Origin of the sequence: Nocardioides sp., from assembly GCF_030149505.1 — a bacterium.
Classification (GTDB): Bacteria; Actinomycetota; Actinomycetes; order Propionibacteriales; family Nocardioidaceae; genus Nocardioides.
On sequence record NZ_JASBRN010000045.1, the window covers coordinates 286,211 to 305,519 of the forward strand.

The window sequence follows — 19,309 nt, forward strand, 5'->3', positions numbered from 1 at the left end:
TGGTCAGGTGGTCGACTCGACCGCCCGGGTGAGGGCTGCGGCCAGCGCGTCGGGGCGTCGGGTGCTCACCAGCCAGTACGGCGTGGGGTCGGCCGGGTCGCTCAGCGACACCTTGACCGCCTTCTTCCGGTAGGGGCGCAGCAGCAGGTAGGCCCGGGCGTCCGCGTCGCGACCGGCCACGAGCCGGGTCGCCTCGGCGTCCAGCGGCACCACCTCGCCGACGAAGCGCAGCTCCACCCGCGCCCGGCCGGCCCGGAACCAGCCGTCCTCCACGCTGACCAGCGCCGCGCCGTACGTGAGGAAGAGAGCGGCCATGAGCGCGACCGCGGCGCCGGTGACGGCCCACGCGACGGCGCCGGGGACGGCGACGATGACGGCCAGCCACAGGCTGGCGACGAGCATCGTGCCCTGCGCCCACCAGCGGACGGGCACGGAGAGCCGCTCGCGGTAGTGCGTCGGGGAGGCCGTGTCCACGCCCCCGATCCTCGCACTACCGTGGAAAGGGTGACCGACCTGGCCCCCCCCGCCGACCTGTCCGTGCCCGTCGTCCGCCTGGACCCGGACCTGCCGTTGCCGTCCTACGCGCACCCCGGCGACGCCGGCGCGGACCTCGTCACGACCGTCGACGTGGTCCTGGCGCCGGGGGAGCGGGCGCTGGTGCCGACCGGGGTCGCCCTGGCGATCCCGGAGGGGTACGTCGGCCTGGTGCACCCCCGGTCGGGCCTGGCCGCCCGGCACGGCCTGTCGATCGTCAACACGCCCGGGACCGTGGACGCGGGCTACCGCGGTGAGGTGAAGGTGCTGCTGGTCAACCTCGACCCGCGCGAGCCGGTGGAGCTGCGCCGCGGGGACCGGGTCGCTCAGCTGGTGCTCCAGCGGGTCGAGCGGGCCGGCTTCGTGGAGGTCGACGCCCTGCCCGACTCCTCCAGGGGTGCCGGGGGCTACGGTTCTACCGGTGGGTTCGGGCCCGATCCGTCCAGCACAGCCTGACGGCGGAGCCTGCGAGCAGTCCCCGAGCCCCGACCAGACCCCGCCTCGAGGAGCATCCGTGAGATTCCGCCGCAAGTCCGCTGACGACGCCCAGCCGGAGACCCCCGGCGCCGGCGCAGGCGAGGACACCTCCGCGGGCACCGCGCCGGCCGGCCCGCACGACGTCAACGAGATGCCCGAGCTCCCCGAGGGCGTCCAGCGCGTCGACCTGGGATCCCTGCTCATCACCCCCACGTCCGGCACCGAGCTGCGCCTGCAGGTCGACGAGGCCAGCGGAGACGTGCAGGCGGTGCTGCTCACCGCGCCCGACGGCGCGCTGGAGCTGCGCGCCTTCGCCGCGCCGCGCCACGGCGACCTCTGGAGCGAGGTGCGCCCGCAGATCGCCTCCGACATGGCCCAGCGCGGCGGCACCGCCACCGAGGTCGAGGGCGTGTGGGGGCCGGAGCTGGCGTGCGAGCTCACCCGCACCCTGACCGACGGTCGCACCGGCCAGCAGCGCTCACGCATCATCGGCATCAACGGCACCCGCTGGATGCTGCGCGCCACCCTCATCGGGGGCGCCGCCCGCGACGGCGAGAACCGGGCCCGCTGGGACGCGGTGATCCGCACCGTCGTCGTGCGCCGCGGCGAGGGCGCCATGCCGGTGGGCGAGCCGCTCCCGCTCTCGCTGCCCGAGGGGGCCCGCCGCCTCGGCCCGGCCGCCACGACGCCTGCGTTCAGCAAGCCCTCGGGCAGCGCGTCGGACGCCGCCCAGCCCGGCGACGCCACGCCCGGCACGTAGGCTCGCTGCGTGGCAGAGAAGTCCCGCCTGCGCCGCTCGATCAGCCGCTGGGCCAGCAGCTCCGACCAGCACGCCCGCGAGCTGCGCCGCACCTCCACCGAGGCCGGTGAGGACTCCGTCGCCGCGTGCGAGGACCGCTGTCGCGTTCACGTGCGCGGCACGCTGCGCACGGTGACCCTGCGCCCGCGCGGCGGGGTGCCCGCGCTCGAGGCCGAGCTGTACGACGGCTCCGGGGCCATCACGATCATCTGGCTCGGCCGGCGGCGGATCGTCGGCATCGACCCGGGTGTCTCGATCGCGGTCGAGGGCCGCGTCGGCGTCCACGACGGGCAGCGGGTCATCTTCAACCCCCGCTACCAGCTGCTGCCGTGAGCACCCACGAGGTCGCACCCGGCGGCAAGGCCGACCCGGGGGTCACGGTCGAGCAGGTCGTGCGCGCGCAGCTGAGCAAGGCCCTGGGCGGCCGGCGCGGCATGCTCGAGGCCGCCGCGCCCACCATCGTCTTCACGGTCCTGTGGCTGAGCACCCGCGAGATCGAGCTGGCGCTCGCCGTCAGCGTCGGCGCCGCGCTGGTGCTGCTGGCCGTGCGGCTGGTGCAGCGCTCGACGGTCCAGTTCGTCGTCAACGCGCTGGTCGGCATCGGCATCGGCTGGTTCTTCGTCCGGCTCGCCGCCAGCCGTGGCGGCAGCGAGGACGAGCAGGCGCTGGCCTACTTCCTGCCCGGCCTGCTCTACAACGGCGGGTACGCCGTGGTCATGGCGCTCACCTGCTTCATCGGCTGGCCCCTGGTCGGCTTCATGGTCGGTTCGGTCACCGGCGACGTCACGGCCTGGCACCACGACAAGCAGGTCGTGAAGCTGTGCACGACGCTGACCTGGCTGCTCGCGATCCCGTGCGTCATCCGGGTCGCGCTCCAGGCCCCGCTGTGGATCGGCGGGTGGAGCGGCTCGCTCGACGTCGACTTCGCCATCGCCGCGCTCGGCGCGCTCAAGATCGCCCTGGGCTGGCCCCTGCAGCTGGCCGCGCTCGGGGCGATGCTGTGGGTGCTGGGGCGCGACCGGACGCCGGTCGATCCGACGGCCTGACCGGTCGTCAGCCCCCGTGGGCGGACGGCGCGAGCAGCCGCTCGAGCTCGTCCTCCTTCTCGGCCGGCACGACGAACAGCAGCTCGTCGCCGGACTCCACCGGCTGCTCGGGGTCAGGGGTGTAGACCTGTCCGTCGCGCAGGATCGTCACCAGCACGCACGACTCCGGCAGCGGCACCAGGCCGGCCGGCTTGCCGACGTACGGGCTGTCGGCCGGGAGCGTCATCTCCACCAGGTTGGCGTTGCCCTGGCGGAAGGTGAACAGCCGCACGAGGTCGCCGACGGTGACGGCCTCCTCGACCAGTGCCGACATGATCCGCGGGGTGGAGACGTTGACGTCCACGCCCCACGCCTCGGAGAAGAGCCACTCGTTGTTGGGGTGGTTGACCCGGCCGACGGTGCGCGGCACGCCGAACTCGGTCTTGGCCAGCAGCGAGGCGACCAGGTTGGCCTTGTCGTCACCGGTGGCCGAGATGAGCACGTCGCAACGGTCGAGGCGGGCCTCCTCGAGCGAGGACATCTCGCAGCAGTCGGCCAGCAGCCACTCGGCGTGCGGGACGCGCTCGGGCTTGATCGCGTCGGCGTTCTTGTCGATCAGCAGCACCTGGTGGCCGTTGCCGATCAGCTCACGGGCGATGGAGCGGCCGACGGCACCTGCTCCGGCGATGGCGACGCGCATCAGCTCTCCTCCGGTCCCTTGTCGAGGACCGCGAACGTGTGGGGGGCGGTCTCCTCGCGGATGACGAGGTGGAGCATGTCGCCCTCCTGCAGGATCGTGTCGCGGGTGGGCAGCATGCCCTCGCCGAGCCGGTCGATCCAGGCGATGCGGGAGCGGCTCTGCACCTGCAGGTCGATCGTGCGGTGGCCGATCCAGGCCTCGGGCACGGTGATGTGGTCGACCCGGATGGTGCCGCTGGGGTCGCGGAAGTCCGGCTCCGCGCCCGCCGGGAGGATCCGACGCAGGACCTGGTCGGCGGTCCACTTCACCGTGGCGACCGTGGTGATGCCCAGGCGCTGGTAGACCTCGGCGCGGCCGGGGTCGTAGATGCGCGCGACGACCTGCTGGATCCCGAAGGTCTCGCGGGCCACGCGGGCGGCGATGATGTTGGAGTTGTCGCCGGAGGAGACCGCGGCGAAGGCGTCCGCGCGCCGGATGCCGGCCTTCTCCAGGACCTCCTGGTCGAAGCCGATGCCGGCCACCTTGTCCCCGTTGAAGCCGGGCCCGAGACGTCGGAACGCGTCCGGCTCGGAGTCGATCACCGAGACGGTGTGGTTGCGGTCCTCCAGGGAGCGGGCGAGGGTCGAGCCGACCCGGCCGCAGCCCATGATCACGACGTGCACGGGCCCACGCTAGCCGCAAGGGGGCTCCGGGGGCGCACGTGCCGTAGCCTTCCCGACCGTGGGTGTCGGCGACGTCTCGAAGCGGATCCTGCTGGGCCGCAAGCTGCGCAGCTCGCAGATGGGGGAGACGCTCCTCTCCAAGAAGCTCGCCTTCCCCGTCTTCGCCAGCGACGCGCTCTCCTCGGTGGCCTACGCACCCGACGAGATCTTCATCATCCTGTCGTTGGCGGGGGTGAGCCTCTACGCCTACTCGTGGTGGATCGCCGCGGCCGTCGCGGTCGTGATGCTCACCGTCGTGGCGTCCTACCGCCAGACCGTCCACGCCTACCCCAGCGGTGGCGGCGACTACGAGGTGGCCATGGTCAACCTCGGCCCCAGGGCGGGCATCACGGTCGCCAGCGCGCTCATCGTCGACTACGTGCTGGTGGTGGCGGTCTCGCTCTCCTCGGCGGCCCAGTACGCCGCGTCGGCGCTGGACTTCGTGAGCGGCCACGAGGCCCTCATCGCCTCGGTGCTGGTGGTCGCGCTGACGCTGGTCAACCTGCGCGGGGTGCGGGAGTCGGGGGCGTGGTTCGCGTTCCCGGCGTACGCCTTCATGATCGGGCTGGTCGGGATGATCGGCTTCGGGCTGTTCCGCCAGGCCACCGGCACGCTGCCGGCGGCCGAGAGCGCGGCGTACACGATCGTGGAGGCCGAGGGCTACGAGGGGACGCTGACCACCATCGCGCTCGTCTTCCTCGTCGCCCGCGCCTTCTCCTCGGGCTGTGCGGCCCTGACCGGCGTCGAGGCCATCTCCAACGGCGTGCCCGCCTTCCGCCGACCCAAGAGCCGCAACGCCGCCACGACGCTCGCGCTGCTGGCGATGGTCGCGATCGTGCTGATGATGGGCGTGGTCGCGCTCGGCAACCTGATGGACGTGCGCTACGTCGACCCGCACGAGGGCGACCGGCTGCTCGCGGCCGACGGGAGCGTCGTCTCGGGGAGCCAGGACACCCTCATCGCCCAGATCGCCGAGGGCGTCTTCGACGGGTTCTCCCCGGCGTACTACTTCGTCGTGCTGGCCACCGGCGTGATCCTGGTGCTCGCCTCCAACACCGCCTTCAACGGCTTCCCCGTGCTCGGCTCGATCCTGGCCCGCGACGGCTTCGCCCCGCGGGCGCTGGGCCAGCGCGGCGACCGCCTCGCCTTCAGCAACGGCATCGTCTTCCTCGCCGTCATGGCGATCGCGCTCATCGTGGCCTTCGACGCCCAGGTCACGCGACTGATCCAGCTCTACATCGTGGGCGTCTTCGTCTCCTTCAACCTCAGCCAGCTGGGGATGATCCGGCACTGGACCCGGGAGCTGACCACGACCACCGACCCGGCCGAGCGCGCGCGCATGCAGCGTTCCCGACTGATCAACACCGTGGGACTGGGCCTGACGGCCGCCGTCTTCGTGGTCATCGTCGTGACGAAGTTCCTCGCCGGCGCGTGGATCGCGATCCTGGCGATGGGCACCTTCTACCTGCTCATGAGCGGGGTGCGGAAGCACTACGACCAGGTCGCCCTGGAGCTGGCCGCGGACGAGGAGGACAAGGTGCTCCCGACCCGGGTGCACGCGATCGTCCTGGTCTCCAAGCTGCACAAGCCGACCCTGCGGGCCCTGGCCTTCGCCAAGGCGACCCGTCCCAACGTGCTGGAGGGCGTCTACGTCGCCACCGACCACAAGGCGACCTCCGCCCTCATGGCGGAGTGGGACGAGCGCCGGCTCGACGTGCCGCTCAAGGTGCTGCACTCGCCCTACCGCGAGCTCGTGCGCCCGATCCTGGAGTACGCCAGCGCGATCCGCCGGGCCAACCCGCGTGGCGTCGTCGCGGTCTACATCCCGGAGTACGTCGTCGGCCGCTGGTGGGAGCAGCTGCTCCACAACCAGACCGCCCTGCGGCTCAAGGGCCGCCTGCTCTTCACCCCGGGAGTGATGGTCATCTCCGTGCCCTACCAGCTGCGTTCCTCCGAGCTCGCGCGCGAGCGGGTCCTCACCGAGGACCAGCGCGTCCACGCCGGCGACCTGCGTCGCGGCCGGGCGCGGGACCAGTGAGCGCCGCAGCGTCGGGGCCGAGCGCGGTCGGCACCCGCATCGAGGGCGTCGTCGGCCCGGTCGCCCACGGCGGGCACTGCGTGCTGCGCCCGGAGTCGGGGCCCGTGGTGTTCGTGCGCCACGCGCTGCCCGGCGAGCGCGTGGTCGTCGAGGTGACCGAGGGCGTCGAAGGGGACCGTTTCTGGCGCGGCGACGCGGTGGAGGTCCTCGAGGCCTCCCCGGACCGGGTCGAGCCGCCCTGTCCGTTCTCCGGGCCGGGCCGCTGCGGCGGCTGCGACCTGCAGCACGTCGCGCTGCCCGCACAACGGGCGCTCAAGGCGGCGGTCGTGCGCGAGCAGATGCAGCGCCTGGCGAAGCTCGAGGTCGACGTCGAGGTCGAGGCCGTCCCCGGCGACGTCGACGGGCTGCGCTGGCGCACCCGCCAGCGCTACGTGTCCCTGCCCGACGGGGCGAAGGGCATGCGCAAGCACCGCTCCCACGAGGTGGTCGAGGTCGACGACTGCCGCATCGACGCCGCCGGCCGGGTGCCGGCCGAGCAGCTGCACACCGTGCGGGGCGTGGAGTTCTCCGTCGCCGCCGACGGCTTCTGGCAGGTGCACCCCGGTGCCGCCGAGGTGCTCGTGGAGTCGGTGCTGGCCGGTCTCGAGCCCCGCGCCGGCGACCGCGTGCTCGACCTGTACGCCGGGGTGGGGCTCTTCGCCCGCTTCCTCGGCCACGCCGCCGGTGTCACCGGGACGGTCGGGATGGTCGAGGGCGACCGTGAGGCCGTCGAGCACGCCCGCACCAACCTCGCGACCCTGCCCGGTCGGTGGGAGGCCGTCTCCGGCGACGTCGAGCGGGTCCTGGCCAAGCCGCGCGGCCCGATCATGAGCGGCGCCGTCGACTTGGTCGTCCTGGACCCGCCGCGCACCGGCGCCCGCCGCAAGGTGGTCCGCGAGGTCGCGCGCCGCACCCCCCGCCGGATCGCCTACGTGGCGTGCGACCCGGCCGCGCTGGCCCGTGACACGGCGTACCTCGCCGAGGCGGGGTACTCCCTGCGCTCGCTGCGCGGGCTGGACCTGTTCCCCATGACGCACCACGTCGAGTGCGTGGCGGTCTTCGAGCGCGCCGCCGCGCACTGACGCCTCAGCAGGGCTCGATCGCCACCAGGTCCAGGCTCGAGACCGCCGTGCCGGTCGTCGTGCCGAAGCCGGGGATGTTGAGGCTTCCGGCGAAGTCGAAGGTCATCGTCCCGGTCGTGGCGTCGCCGGAGAGGCGGATGCTGTAGGCGCCGCTGCCGTTGAGGCGCAGCCCGGCGTTGCTCACGACGCCGGTGTAGGCGAAGGTGCCGCCGGTCTCGCGGTTGGGGCGGAAGGAGAAGGTCCCGACGAGGTCACCCGTGGTGGTCGCGGTGTACCGCTTCTCCAGCGAGCAGGCGGTGCCCTCGACCTCGATGCCACCGGGCTGGGAGGGGATGGTGCCGCTGATGGTGTAGCTCCGCTTCGTGCACTTCGGCACCAACACCTCCGCCTCGCGCACCCGCTCGGCGATCAGCGAGGTGAGCGTCTGCTTGACGTAGGCGGTGGCCGGGGCCACGACGAACCCGAGCCACTTCACCGAGCCGGCCAGCGAGGAGCCCGTGTCGGCGAGCAGCTGGAGGAACAGGGCCGCCGCGTTGGCCTGGATCTCGCCCTTGAGCTCCGCGAGCTGCTCGGTCACCTTCGCCTTGGCGCTCGGGTCCTCGGCGTACTGCTTGATCGTCAGAGGGTTGGAGGGGTTCTCGGCGCACGCGGCGAGGGCGTCCACCTTCGCCAGGGCCTGGGCGACCAGGTCGTTGGCGTTGACGGCGTCCCAGACCTTGTTGCCGGCCTTCCACGCCTCCCACGAGACCGAGGCGGGCTTGGACCCGGTCCTGTCGACCACGCTGTCCTGGAAGGTCTCGGCCGCCTGGTTGAGGACCGCGTCGACGACGACGTCGAAGGTGGAGGGCGATTCCTGGGCCCGGACCGCGAGCGGGCGCCCAGCTGCTGCCGCCACGGTCGTGCCGCCGGTGCTCCGTAGCGCCGACCCTCCGTCGGACCCGGCGGCCAGCCGATCCCGGATGTCCTCCGGCAGCGTGTCGGCGTCGATGGCGTAGGAGAGCGACAGGACGTAGCGGTCACCCTCCTCCTCAGCGTCGAGGGTGACCCCGTCGTCGGGAGCGGTTGCTCCGGTGCCGGGCGACAGGCGGTAGGTCACCTCGGCGACGGCGCCGTTGGGCAGGTCGTGGGTGAGGACGAAGGAGCGGGAGTCGACGACGTCGAGGCTGGAGCGCGTCTCGGCGGCCACGAACGCCGTGCCCGCGTCGAAGCCGGCCGCACGGACTGCCTCGTCGAGGGCCGTGGAGGGGCCGAGACGGGGCACGTCCTCGGCGAAGGGGGCACCGGTCCCGGGGGTGGCCCCCTCGACGGGCGGGGTGGGCTCGGCGACCGGGTCGGAGGAGCACGAGGCGAGCAGCAGTGCGCAGGAGATGGCGGCGACGCCGACCCGGAGGGACATGGCCGGAATCTAGTGGAGCCGCAGGGCGCTGACGAGGCCTGCTGGACCGGTCAGCGAGCCCCCCTGGTACGCCGCCGGGGCGGGCGCTCGCCGGGGATCAGCGTCGACTCGCGTAGACCCTCCGCACGACGTCCTCGACGTCCGGCTCCTCGATGGAGAGGTCGAGGACCTCGGCGGCGGTGCTGACGGCCGCCAGGACGGCGGCCGCGGTGGCCCGCTCGGAGTCGAAGCCGATCCGGTGGCGCAGGCCGTGGCCCTGCTCGCCCACGTGCGACGCGCCGTCGGGGAGCGCGAGCGCCGTCGCGGGGACCGGTTCGGCCAGGTCGACCGTCATCACCCGCTGCGCGCCGACGGTGCGGGACAACCCGGCGAGGTCGCCGTCGTAGACCGTGCGGCCGCGGTCGACGAGCACGACCCGGTCGCAGAGCCGTTCGACGTCGCCCATGTCGTGGGTGGTGAGCAGCAGGGTCGTGCCGTGCTCGCGGCGCTCGGCGACCAGGAACTCCCGCAGCCGCTGCTTGCTCAGCACGTCCAGCCCGATCGTCGGCTCGTCCAGGATCACCAGGCGCGGCCGGTGCAGCAGGGCGGCGGCGACCTCCGCGCGCATCCGCTGGCCCAGCGACAGCTGGCGCACGGGCGTGGTCCAGAACTCCTCGAGCTCCAGCTGCGCGACGAGCTCGTCGCGGCGGGAGGCGGCATCGGCGGGGGAGAGGCGGTGGATGGCGGCGAGCAGCGCGAAGGAGTCGCCCACAGGGAGGTCCCACCACAGCTGGGAGCGCTGCCCGAAGACGACACCGACCTGCCGCGCGAGCCGGCGCCGGTCGGCGACCGGGCGCAGACCGCAGGTGCGGGCCTCGCCGGAGGTGGGCACGAGGATCCCGGTGAGCATCTTGATGGTCGTCGACTTCCCGGCGCCGTTGGCGCCGATGTAGCCCACGGCCTCGCCGGGGTCGACCCGGAGCGAGAGGTCCTCGACGGCCACGACGGTGCGCCGGGTCAGCCCGTCGCGGACCCGGAAGGTCCGGGTCAGGCCCCGGGTCTCGATGATCGGGGTCTCGGTGATCCGCTCGCTGCTCATCCGCCTGCTCCCTGGTAGTGCCGGACCCCGGTGCGCCACGCCAGCAGCGCCGCCAGCCACGCCCAGACCGCCGCCACCGGCGCGCACCAGCCCACCCAGCCGGGCAGACCGGCGAAGGCGGGCAGGCCGAGCAGCGTGGTGACGGGCAGGTAGGCGGTGAAGGCCATGGGGAAGAAGAAGCCGAAGACGACGACCAGCGGCCGGCCCCAGACCGAGCCGGGCTGGGTGGCGGCGTACCGACCGCCGTACACGAAGGCGTTGGTCATCTCGGCGCCGTTGACGAGGAAGAACTGCAGGCCGCCGGCCATCACGAACATCGCCGAGAAGGTCGCGGTGCCGCTGAGGACCGCGAGCAGCAGCAGCGTGACGGCGCCCGGACCCCACGCGATCTCGTTGACCGCCAGCCCCACGACCAGCGCGACGAGCCCGACCGCGGCGCGGGCGAGCCGGCGCAGGCTCACGTCGGAGGTGACCAGCTGCAGCAGCAGCGGCTGGGGGCGGAGGTAGAAGACGTCCAGGCGGCCGGTGCGCACGTACTCCGGGAGGTTGTCGCAGTGCCCGAAGACCATGTCGGCCACGGAGAAGCAGAGGTCGGCCAGGCCGAAGACGAGCAGGATCGCGGCGAGGTCGAAGCCGCCGATCGCGCTGACGCTGGTGAAGAGCACCGCCACCTCGGCGAGCTCGACGATGCCGACCAGGAGCGAGCTGCCCAGGTCGAGCCCGAAGCTGGCGCGGTGGCTGGCCTGGGAGCGCACGCGCGAGCCGAGGACGGCGCGGTACGGCGTCCAGCGGCTGCCGTGCAGGACGGCACGGGGCTGGGTGGAGCTCATCCGCCCTGCACCTCCAGCTTGTGCCGCCCGCGGCGGGTCAGGGCCTGCCCGAGGGCGGCGGTGGCGACCAGCCAGGCGACCTGGGCGGCGACCAGGCCGAGCGCGGCCAGGCCCTCGACACGGCCGGAGAGGACGTCGACGGGGTACTGCAGCATCGACGGGAACGGCGTGGCGCTGGCCAGGGCGAGCAGCGGAGCGGGGAAGAGGCTGATCGGCACGAAGAGACCGGCCAGGAAGCCCGAGAGGACCATGTAGAGGATCTGGACCCCGCGGGTCTCCACCAGCCAGAAGCCGGTCGCGGCCACGAGGTAGACCGTCGTGACGGACACGGTGATGCCGAGCAGGACGCTCACGGCGCCGAGCAGGTAGGGCAGCGGCGTGGTGGGCATCGTCATCCCGACCACGAGGGCGCCGACGAGCACCGAGGGGATGCCGCGGGGGAGCAGGGCGAACAGGTTGCGCCCGACCTCGGTGGCGACGGACGCGCCCTGGACGTCGAGGGGGCGCAGGAAGTCGACCACGACGTCGCCGGTGCGGATGCGCTCGGCTACCTCGGTGCGACCGAAGAGGTTGACCGACCCCAGCAGCCCCTGGGAGATCCAGATGTAGGCGGCCATGCTGCCGGCGTCGTACCCGTTCAGCTCGCCGCCGGCCGCCTCCACCGTCGCCAGCAGGATCGCCACCTTGAGGAAGCCGAAGGTGGTGTTGGCGACCAGCCCGGCGAGGGCGGCCAGGCGGTAGGCCGACTGCTGCCTGAAGCCCGCGAGGACCAGCAGGGCGTAGGGGCGCACGGCGGGCGACTCTACGCAGCGCGGGGCTGCGCAAGGGCGCCGACACGACCCGGAGGGGTGCTGCCGCGTCGCTCGATGTCATGTATCTTGACGTCAAGAGATATGCACCTGCTGACCGCGAGCGCGGGGTGGCAGGATGGCCGGGGTCACCCGGCGCAGACGCGACAGAGGAGAACGCAGTGGCGAGCAAGGACAGCTTTGGTGCCAAGAGCACCCTGGACGTCGACGGGACGTCGTACGAGATCTTCCGCCTCGATGCGGTGAAGGGCGACGGGCTCGACGTCGACAGCCTGCCCTTCAGCCTCAAGGTCCTCCTGGAGAACCTCCTGCGCACCGAGGACGGTGCCGACATCACCGCCGAGGACATCAAGGCCCTGGCCGGCTGGGACGAGACCGCCGAGCCCGACAAGGAGATCCAGTTCACGCCCGCGCGCGTGCTGATGCAGGACTTCACCGGCGTCCCGTGCGTCGTCGACCTGGCCACCATGCGCGAGGCGATGGCCGACCTCGGCGGCGACCCGTCGCGGATCAACCCGCTGGCCCCGGCCGAGATGGTCATCGACCACTCCGTCATGGCCGACGTCTTCGGCACCCCGGAGGCCTTCGAGCGCAACGTCGAGATCGAGTACGAGCGCAACCGCGAGCGCTACCAGTTCCTGCGCTGGGGCCAGGGCGCCTTCGACGACTTCAAGGTCGTCCCGCCGGGCACCGGCATCGTCCACCAGGTCAACATCGAGCACCTGGCCCGCACCGTGTTCACCCGCGAGGTGGACGGCGAGCTGCAGGCCTACCCCGACACCTGCGTGGGCACCGACAGCCACACCACCATGGTCAACGGCATCGGCGTCGTCGGCTGGGGCGTCGGCGGCATCGAGGCCGAGGCCGCGATGCTCGGCCAGCCGGTCTCCATGCTCATCCCGCGCGTGGTCGGCTTCAAGCTCTCCGGCTCGCTGCCCGAGGGCTCCACCGCCACCGACCTGGTGCTCACCATCACCGAGATGGTCCGCAAGCACGGCGTGGTCGGGAAGTTCGTGGAGTTCTACGGCCCCGGCGTCTCCGCGCTGCCGCTGGCCAACCGCGCCACGATCGGCAACATGAGCCCCGAGTTCGGCTCGACCATCGCGGTCTTCCCGATCGACGAGGAGACCATCACCTACCTCAAGCTCACCGGCCGCTCCGAGGAGCAGGTCGCCCTGGTGGAGGCCTACGCCAAGGCGCAGGGTCTCTGGCTCGACCCCTCCGCGGAGCCGCGCTACTCCGAGAAGCTCGAGCTCGACCTGTCCACCGTCGTCCCGTCCATCGCCGGCCCCAAGCGCCCGCAGGACCGGGTCGAGGTCACCCAGGCCAAGCAGTCCTTCCGTGGGGCGCTGACCGACTACGTCAGCAACGGCCACGACGTCGAGGGCGCCTACGACGAGGCGCTCGAGGAGAGCTTCCCGGCCTCCGACCCGCCGGCCACCTCCGGCGCCGACGGTCGCGGCGAGCGCGTGGACTACCTGTCCTGCGCCCCCGCGGACGGCGGCCGCCCGAGCAACCCGGTGCACGTGACCCTGGAGGACGGCACGGAGTTCGAGCTCGACCACGGCGCGGTGACGATCGCCTCGATCACCTCGTGCACCAACACCTCCAACCCGTCGGTCATGATCGGCGCGGCGCTGCTGGCCAAGAAGGCCGTCGAGAAGGGCCTGAGCCGCAAGCCGTGGGTCAAGACCACGCTGGCGCCGGGCTCGCAGGTGGTCAGCGACTACTACGAGAAGGCCGGCCTGACGCCGTACCTCGACAAGCTGGGCTTCAACCTCGTCGGCTACGGCTGCGTGACCTGCATCGGCAACTCCGGCCCGCTCATCCCCGAGGTCTCCGCCGCGGTCAACGAGCACGACCTCGCCGTCGTCTCGGTGCTCTCGGGCAACCGGAACTTCGAGGGTCGGATCAGCCCCGACATCAAGATGAACTACCTGGCCTCCCCGCCGCTGGTCGTCGCCTACGCGCTGGCCGGCTCGATGGACGTCGACCTGTTCAACGACCCGCTGGGCGTCGACACCGACGGCAACGAGGTCTACCTGCGTGACGTCTGGCCCTCGCCCCAGGAGGTCGAGGAGACCATCGCCGGTGCGATCAACTCGCAGATGTTCAGCGACTCCTACGCCGACGTCTTCAAGGGCGACGAGCGCTGGCGCTCGCTGCCCACCCCCGAGGGCGACACCTTCACCTGGGACGAGGACTCCACCTACGTCCGCAAGGCGCCGTACTTCGAGGGCATGCCGGAGGAGCCGGAGCCGGTCACCGACATCGACGGCGCCCGCGTCCTGCTCAAGCTGGGCGACTCGGTCACCACCGACCACATCAGCCCCGCTGGTGCGATCAAGAAGGACAGCCCCGCCGGCCGCTACCTCGCCGAGCACGGCGTCGAGCAGCGGGACTTCAACTCCTACGGCTCGCGCCGCGGCAACCACGAGGTGATGATCCGCGGCACCTTCGCCAACATCCGGCTGCGCAACCAGTTGGCCCCAGGCACCGAGGGTGGCGTGACCCGCGACTTCACCGCCGACGGCGAGGTCACCACGGTCTACGAGGCCTCCGAGCGCTACATCGACGCGGGCATCCCGCTGGTGGTGCTGGCCGGCAAGGAGTACGGCTCCGGCTCCTCGCGCGACTGGGCGGCCAAGGGCACCGCGCTGCTGGGCGTGAAGGCCGTCATCGCCGAGTCCTTCGAGCGCATCCACCGCTCGAACCTCATCGGCATGGGCGTCATCCCGCTGCAGTTCCCCGAGGGTGAGAACGCCGAGAGCCTCGGCCTGACCGGCGAAGAAACGTTCTCCATCACCGGCATCACCGAGCTCAACGACGGCACCACCCCGCGCACGGTCAAGGTGAAGGCGGACGGCGTCGAGTTCGACGCGGTCGTCCGGATCGACACCCCGGGCGAGGCGAACTACTACCGCAACGGCGGGATCATGCCGTACGTCCTGCGGTCGCTGCTGAAGGGCTGATCGAGCCGGCTCGTGCCCCCGGTCCCCACGTGGGACCGGGGGCACGACATATTTCTGCGTGAACACGCGGGGAAGACCCCTCCGTCCACCTCTCTCGGGACGTGTACCTGGACATGAGCACGTTGCACGACCGCCTGGTCGACCTCGCCTCGGACGCACCTGCGGCCACCCCGGACCCCCGGCTGTGGGACCGCGCTGCCCGGTTCCACCGCCGGCGCCGCGCCGGTACGGCGGCGCTCGTGGCCGTCGCCGTGCTCGCCGTCGTGTCGCTGGTCGGCATCGACACCTGGCAGCGCTCGCCCGGGGTCGACCCGGCGGCGCCGGGGACCGCGCCGGCGCTGCCGGCCCGGATCTGGGAGCCGAGCGGATGGTTGCCGGGCAACGACGGTCAGCCGACGGGTCCGCTGGCGCTCCTCCGGGAGACCGAGCGCAACGGATGGCTCGGCTCCGAGGACGGCGTCGTGGCCGTGTCCGCCACGACAGGGGAGTACCTCTTCCTCGACCTGCCCGACGACGCGCACCGGGGCCACGCGCTGTCCCCGGACGGGTCCAAGGTGGCGTACTGGATCACGGGGGAGACCACAGGGTCGCCCCAGACCTCGGACGGCCAGGATCTGCCCGTGGTCGGAATCGCTGTCTGGGACGCCGAGAGCGGAGAGGTCCGGCGGCACGAGGTCGAGACCGAGCACGGCCTCGGCATCGCCGCCGACCCCGTGTGGGCTGATGCGACCGCCCTGGTCGCGACGTGGGGGGAGTACCGGGTCGGCGACGACGCGCCGGCTCGCTTCCAAGGCGGCTTCTACTCCGGTGAGGGTCTGCGCGTCTGGGACGTCGCGGCCGACGACGCACCCAGGCTGCTCGGCCTCGACGCGGAGGTCGACGCCGGGAACGGTTCCGGTCAGGTCCTCCTCACCGTCGACGACCGCCCTGTCCTCGACGTCCGCACGGGGCGGCGCAGCGGGCCGTCGGGTCGCCGTACCGACTACGGGTGGGTGAGCGCCCTGTCACCCGACGGGAGCGCGATTGCCTTCCCCCGCAGCAATCCCGGCCCGCTCCTGCTGCTGCGCGGGGACGGGCGCCCGGATGTCCTCATCGAGGAGGACGTGGAGGAGGCGGTCGGCTGGACCGACGGTGAGACGGTGGTCTTCGCGACCAGCGACCCCGAGGCGGTCGATCGCGACACGAGGCTCGAGGTGGTCTCGCTTGCCACGGGCGAGCGACGGGTCCTCGTCCAGGCCGGGTCGTTCCAGCACGTGCCAGGAAATCTGGCGACGGACCTCCTGGCCGTGGAGCCCCGCGACTTCCCCGAGCCGGACCGGCCCTGGGACCCGCGGGTCGTCGCGGCGCTCGTGGGTTTCGTGACCCTCGTGGCCGGCGCGTGGCTCCTGGGCTGGAGGCGACGTGTCGAGGCCTGACAGCAGGACACGCGAGTCCTTCGAGGAGTTCGTGGCCGCGCGCAGGCAGGCGCTGCTGCGCACGGCGTACCTCATGACCGGCGACCACGGGCACGCCGAGGATCTCGTGCAGGCCGCCCTGGTGAAGGCCTGGCCGCGGTGGGCGCGGATCGCCGACCGCCCCGAGCCCTACGTGCGCAGGATCCTCGCCCGCGAGGTGACCGATCGCTGGCGTGGCCGGCGGTGGCGCGAGGTCAGCACGGGCACCCTGCCCGAGACGACGGCAGAGACCCGCGACCCCACCGACCGCGAGGTACTGCGCCGCGCCCTCCTCGAGCTGTCGCCTCGACAGCGCGCGGTGGTGGTGCTGCGCTACTTCGACGACCTCACCGAGCAGCAGACCGCCGACGTGCTGGGCATCGGGCTCGGCACGGTGAAGTCGCACGGTCGCGAGGCGATGGCCCGGCTGCGGGAGCTGGTGCCCGACGTCACCGACGACGACGTGGAGGCCCTCGATAGCGTGGCGCCATGATCGTGGCCTTCAGCATCTCCCCGACCACCGGCGACGAGACCGGGGGTGTCTCGGAGGCGGTCGCTGCCGCGGTCCGGGTGGTCCGCGAGTCGGGGCTTCCGCACGAGACCAACGCGATGTTCACCAACATCGAGGGTGAGTGGGACGAGGTCATGGCTGTGGTGAAGCGGGCCGTGGACGTCGTCGCCGAGGTCTCGCCCCGGGTCGGGCTGGTGCTCAAGGCCGACATCCGGCCCGGCTGGGACGGACAGCTCGCCGCCAAGGTGGAGCGGGTCGAGGAGATCCTGGCCCGCGGCGACCAGGGCCCGGCGAGCGGCGCGTGAACCGTCGGGTCCTGCTGGTGGCCCTGCTCGGCGTCCTGCTGGTGATGGGCACCGCGCTGCTGCTGCCGCAGGCGGTGGAGCGAGCGCGCCCCGAGCCCGTGGACCTGACCCTCGACGCGGTCGAGGTCTTCGAGGACCTGCCCACGACCCACACCGACGAGGACGTCGACTACCCGACAGAGCCGCCGGTCGGTGGCCCGCACGCGGACCGCTGGCTCGACTGCGGGGTCTACGACGAGCAGGTGCCGGCGGAGAACCTGGGCCACGACCTCGAGCACGGGACCGTCGTCATCGCCCACGACCCCGGCCTCGACGACGGCGACGTGGCGCTGCTCGCCGACCTGCTCCCGCAGAACGGGATCATGACGCCCTGGGTCGGCCTGGACGCCCCGGTCGTCGTCACCGTCTGGGGCCACCGGCTCGCGCTCACCGGCGCCGACGACCCCCGACTGCCGCTCTTCATCGCCCAGCTCGGCAACGGCGAGACCGCGCCCGAGCCGATGGCCTCCTGCGCCGGTGGGATCGAGCCTCCGCAGGACCCCGGCGTCACCCAGGTCTGACCGCAGCCCGCCGAGCCGGCCCGTCATTCCGTACGACGTGTACGGAACTCCGGGCCGGCTCGGCGGGAGCGGGCTGGGTACCGTGACGCGCGTGTCCCACCTCGAGCCGCTGACCCTGCCCGCGACCGACGACCTCGAGGCCTGGAACGGATTCCTCGACACCCGCGTCCTCGGTGGTCTCGAGGAGGCCCGGGGCCTGGTCGCGGTGCTCCGCGAGACGCCGGCGGGCGACCCGGAGACATTGCTGGTCTGGAACGACCTGCACGTCGCGCTCGCCAACGCCTTCGCCGTGGCCGGCCTGCTCTCCCAGGTCCACCCCGACGGCGAGCTGCGCGAGCGGGCCGAGGGCTACGAGCAGCAGCTGCACGAGCTGCGCACCACCCTCATGCTCGACCCGGTGGTGTATGCCGTGCTGTCGGCCGCCCCGACTGACGGACTGCCCGACGGTGCCGACCGGGTGCTGGCCGACGCCCTGCGCTCCTTCCGCCGCTCCGGCGTCGACCGCGACGAGCGCACCCGCGAGCGGCTGCGCGAGCTGTCGGCCCGCGAGACCGACCTCGGACAGGCCTTCTCCCGCAACATCCGCGACGGCGCGGGGGAGACCCGCGTGCCGGCGAGCGCCCTGGCCGGCCTGCCCGACGACTACGTGGAGGCCCACCCCGCCGACGAGGACGGCAAGGTCACGATCACCACGGGATACCCCGACACCAACCCGTTCCTGATGTTCTCCGCGGATCCCAAGGCCCGGCACGCGGTCATGCACACCTTCCTCAACATCGGGTGGCCGGCCAACGACCCCGTCCTGCACGACCTGCTGCGGGTGCGCGACGAGCAGGCTCGGCTGCTCGGCTACGCCTCCTGGCCCGACTTCGACGCCGAGGTCAAGATGATCGGCACCGGCGACGCGGTGGCCGCCTTCATCGACAAGATCGCCGAGGACGCGACCGCCAGCGCGGAGCGCGATGCCGCCCTGCTGCTGGAGAGGGCCCGCCAGGACCACCCCGGCCTGGGCCGGCTGGACGTCGCGGACGCCCGCTACTACGGCGAGGTCGTGCGCCGTGAGCGGTTCGACGTCGACGGCCAGGCGGTGCGGCGGTACTTCGCCTCCGACCGCGTCCGGGCCGGGCTGCTGGAGGTCACCGGACGGCTGTTCGGCCTGGAGTACGTCCCGGTCCCGGACGCGCCCAGCTGGCACACCGAGGTGGCGACGTACGACGTCAGGCTGGTCGAGTCCGGCGACCTGCTCGGCCGGATCCACCTCGACCTGCACCCGCGGGCGGGCAAGTACAACCACGCCGCCCAGTTCGACCTGGTCCGCGGGGTGGGTGGTCGCCAGCTGCCCGAGGGCGTGCTGGTCTGCAACTTCGGCCGCACCCGGATGGACCACTCCGAGGTCGTGACGCTGTTCCACGAGTTCGGCCACCTGCTCCACCACGTGCTGGCCGGGCGCCACCCGTGGGTCCGGTTCTCCGGTGTGGCCACCGAGTGGGACTTCGTGGAGGCCCCGAGCCAGATGCTGGAGGAGTGGGCCTGGGACCACGGGGTGCTGAGCAGCTTCGCCGTCGACGAGGCGGGGGAACCGATCCCGGCCGCGCTCGTCGAACGGATGCGTGCCGCCGACGAGCTCGGCAAGGGCTACTACGCGCGCACGCAGATGTACTACGCGGCCGTCTCCTACCGCTTCCACGCCGAGCTCCCGGTCGACCTGACCAAGCGCTCGCAGGAGCTCTCGGACCGGTACGCGGTCTGGGCGCAGCTGCCGGGCACCCACTTCCACTGCGGCTTCGGGCACCTGGAGGGCTACGGCTCGGGCTACTACACGTACATGTGGAGCCTGGTCATCGCGAAGGACCTCTTCTCCGCCTTCGACGAGGGCGACCTTTTCGCGCCCGACGTGGCCACCCGCTACCGCGACACCGTGCTCGCCGCCGGGGGCAGCCGGGACGCCGCCGACCTGGTCGAGGCGTTCCTCGGCCGGCCCTACGACTCGCGCGCCTTCACCGCGTGGCTGGAGGGGTGA

Annotated in this window: 19 protein-coding genes; 12 read left to right on the top strand and 7 right to left on the bottom strand. The window is 72.5% G+C overall.

The genetic code is table 11. From position 1 onward, the window contains the following. Positions 1-3: 3 nt before the first annotated feature. A complete protein-coding gene (locus Q1V71_RS09860; RefSeq protein ID WP_300643334.1) occupies positions 4-474 on the bottom strand; it encodes a DUF3093 domain-containing protein in 471 nt (156 codons plus the stop codon). 39 nt (positions 475-513) lie between these two features. On the opposite strand from Q1V71_RS09860, the gene dut reads away from it, so the two are divergent. From dut to Q1V71_RS09880, 4 genes are read left to right on the top strand one after another with little or no spacing between them, the layout of a single operon-like run. Further along, complete coding sequence (gene dut / locus Q1V71_RS09865) at positions 514-990, top strand: dUTP diphosphatase (protein ID WP_300643481.1); 477 nt, start codon at positions 514-516, stop codon at positions 988-990. A gap of 58 nt (positions 991-1,048) precedes the next feature. Next, a complete protein-coding gene (locus Q1V71_RS09870) occupies positions 1,049-1,771 on the top strand; it encodes a DUF3710 domain-containing protein (RefSeq protein ID WP_300643336.1) in 723 nt (240 codons plus the stop codon). A 9-nt stretch (positions 1,772-1,780) separates the two neighbouring features. Continuing rightward, positions 1,781-2,143 carry an OB-fold nucleic acid binding domain-containing protein gene (locus Q1V71_RS09875; RefSeq protein WP_300643338.1) on the top strand — a complete coding sequence of 121 codons (363 nt, stop codon included), beginning with the start codon at positions 1,781-1,783 and terminating at the stop codon, positions 2,141-2,143. After that, a complete protein-coding gene (locus Q1V71_RS09880; protein WP_300643340.1) occupies positions 2,140-2,856 on the top strand; it encodes a DUF3159 domain-containing protein in 717 nt (238 codons plus the stop codon). The genes Q1V71_RS09875 and Q1V71_RS09880 overlap by 4 nt, the downstream gene beginning before the upstream one ends. Before the next feature lie 7 nt (positions 2,857-2,863). Here the strand turns inward: Q1V71_RS09880 and Q1V71_RS09885 are convergent, their stop codons facing one another. Together Q1V71_RS09885 and Q1V71_RS09890 are read right to left on the bottom strand one after the other, a co-directional pair. Next, the gene (locus Q1V71_RS09885) at positions 2,864-3,535 is read right to left on the bottom strand and encodes a TrkA family potassium uptake protein (protein WP_300643341.1); all 672 of its coding nucleotides are present in this window, start codon (positions 3,533-3,535) and stop codon (positions 2,864-2,866) included. Further along, positions 3,535-4,197 (bottom strand): TrkA family potassium uptake protein, encoded by a 663-nt coding sequence (locus tag Q1V71_RS09890; RefSeq protein ID WP_300643343.1) that lies wholly within the window; start codon positions 4,195-4,197, stop codon positions 3,535-3,537. The genes Q1V71_RS09885 and Q1V71_RS09890 overlap by 1 nt, the downstream gene beginning before the upstream one ends. Positions 4,198-4,255: 58 nt before the next feature. Between Q1V71_RS09890 and Q1V71_RS09895 the strand changes: the two genes are divergently transcribed. Both Q1V71_RS09895 and Q1V71_RS09900 read left to right on the top strand, forming a co-directional pair. Continuing rightward, positions 4,256-6,274 (top strand): APC family permease, encoded by a 2,019-nt coding sequence (locus Q1V71_RS09895; RefSeq protein WP_367280136.1) that lies wholly within the window; start codon positions 4,256-4,258, stop codon positions 6,272-6,274. Next, entirely contained in the window at positions 6,271-7,395 is a 1,125-nt protein-coding gene (locus Q1V71_RS09900) for a class I SAM-dependent RNA methyltransferase (protein ID WP_300643345.1), read from the top strand. The genes Q1V71_RS09895 and Q1V71_RS09900 overlap by 4 nt, the downstream gene beginning before the upstream one ends. A 4-nt stretch (positions 7,396-7,399) precedes the next feature. Here Q1V71_RS09900 and Q1V71_RS09905 read toward each other — a convergent pair whose 3' ends face one another. The 4 genes from Q1V71_RS09905 to Q1V71_RS09920 form a co-directional block, all read right to left on the bottom strand. Next, entirely contained in the window at positions 7,400-8,791 is a 1,392-nt protein-coding gene (locus Q1V71_RS09905) for a hypothetical protein (protein ID WP_300643346.1), read from the bottom strand. A 97-nt stretch (positions 8,792-8,888) separates the two neighbouring features. After that, positions 8,889-9,869 carry an ATP-binding cassette domain-containing protein gene (locus Q1V71_RS09910; RefSeq protein WP_300643348.1) on the bottom strand — a complete coding sequence of 327 codons (981 nt, stop codon included), beginning with the start codon at positions 9,867-9,869 and terminating at the stop codon, positions 8,889-8,891. Beyond that, the gene (locus Q1V71_RS09915; protein WP_300643350.1) at positions 9,866-10,699 is read right to left on the bottom strand and encodes an ABC-2 family transporter protein; all 834 of its coding nucleotides are present in this window, start codon (positions 10,697-10,699) and stop codon (positions 9,866-9,868) included. The genes Q1V71_RS09910 and Q1V71_RS09915 overlap by 4 nt, the downstream gene beginning before the upstream one ends. Next, positions 10,696-11,490, bottom strand: a complete 795-nt coding sequence (locus Q1V71_RS09920; RefSeq protein ID WP_300643352.1) for an ABC-2 family transporter protein — start codon at positions 11,488-11,490, stop codon at positions 10,696-10,698. Before Q1V71_RS09920 ends, Q1V71_RS09915 begins: the two co-directional genes overlap by 4 nt. A 179-nt stretch (positions 11,491-11,669) precedes the next feature. Here Q1V71_RS09920 and Q1V71_RS09925 point away from each other — a divergent pair, with 179 nt between their 5' ends. The 6 genes from Q1V71_RS09925 to Q1V71_RS09950 all read left to right on the top strand — a co-directional run bounded on the left by Q1V71_RS09925 (position 11,670) and on the right by Q1V71_RS09950 (position 19,309). Further along, entirely contained in the window at positions 11,670-14,480 is a 2,811-nt protein-coding gene (locus Q1V71_RS09925; protein WP_300643354.1) for an aconitate hydratase, read from the top strand. A gap of 113 nt (positions 14,481-14,593) precedes the next feature. Then, positions 14,594-15,895, top strand: a complete 1,302-nt coding sequence (locus Q1V71_RS09930; protein ID WP_300643356.1) for a hypothetical protein — start codon at positions 14,594-14,596, stop codon at positions 15,893-15,895. Beyond that, a complete protein-coding gene (locus Q1V71_RS09935; RefSeq protein ID WP_300643357.1) occupies positions 15,882-16,406 on the top strand; it encodes a SigE family RNA polymerase sigma factor in 525 nt (174 codons plus the stop codon). Before Q1V71_RS09930 ends, Q1V71_RS09935 begins: the two co-directional genes overlap by 14 nt. Next, positions 16,403-16,729, top strand: a complete 327-nt coding sequence (locus Q1V71_RS09940) for an MTH1187 family thiamine-binding protein (protein ID WP_300643359.1) — start codon at positions 16,403-16,405, stop codon at positions 16,727-16,729. The genes Q1V71_RS09935 and Q1V71_RS09940 overlap by 4 nt, the downstream gene beginning before the upstream one ends. Beyond that, entirely contained in the window at positions 16,726-17,289 is a 564-nt protein-coding gene (locus tag Q1V71_RS09945) for a DUF3105 domain-containing protein (protein ID WP_300643361.1), read from the top strand. The genes Q1V71_RS09940 and Q1V71_RS09945 overlap by 4 nt, the downstream gene beginning before the upstream one ends. A 91-nt stretch (positions 17,290-17,380) precedes the next feature. After that, positions 17,381-19,309, top strand: a complete 1,929-nt coding sequence (locus tag Q1V71_RS09950; RefSeq protein WP_300643363.1) for a M3 family metallopeptidase — start codon at positions 17,381-17,383, stop codon at positions 19,307-19,309.

Bases quoted from the DNA above. Each gene is read 5' to 3' on its own strand.
- Q1V71_RS09885 (WP_300643341.1), bottom strand. From the start codon at position 3,535: ATGCGCGTCGCCATCGCCGGAGCAGGTGCCGTCGGCCGCTCCATCGCC.
- Q1V71_RS09905 (WP_300643346.1), bottom strand. From the start codon at position 8,791: ATGTCCCTCCGGGTCGGCGTCGCCGCCATCTCCTGCGCACTGCTGCTC.
- Q1V71_RS09910 (WP_300643348.1), bottom strand. From the start codon at position 9,869: ATGAGCAGCGAGCGGATCACCGAGACCCCGATCATCGAGACCCGGGGC.
- Q1V71_RS09915 (WP_300643350.1), bottom strand. From the start codon at position 10,699: ATGAGCTCCACCCAGCCCCGTGCCGTCCTGCACGGCAGCCGCTGGACG.
- Q1V71_RS09930 (WP_300643356.1), top strand. From the start codon at position 14,594: ATGAGCACGTTGCACGACCGCCTGGTCGACCTCGCCTCGGACGCACCT.
- Q1V71_RS09940 (WP_300643359.1), top strand. From the start codon at position 16,403: ATGATCGTGGCCTTCAGCATCTCCCCGACCACCGGCGACGAGACCGGG.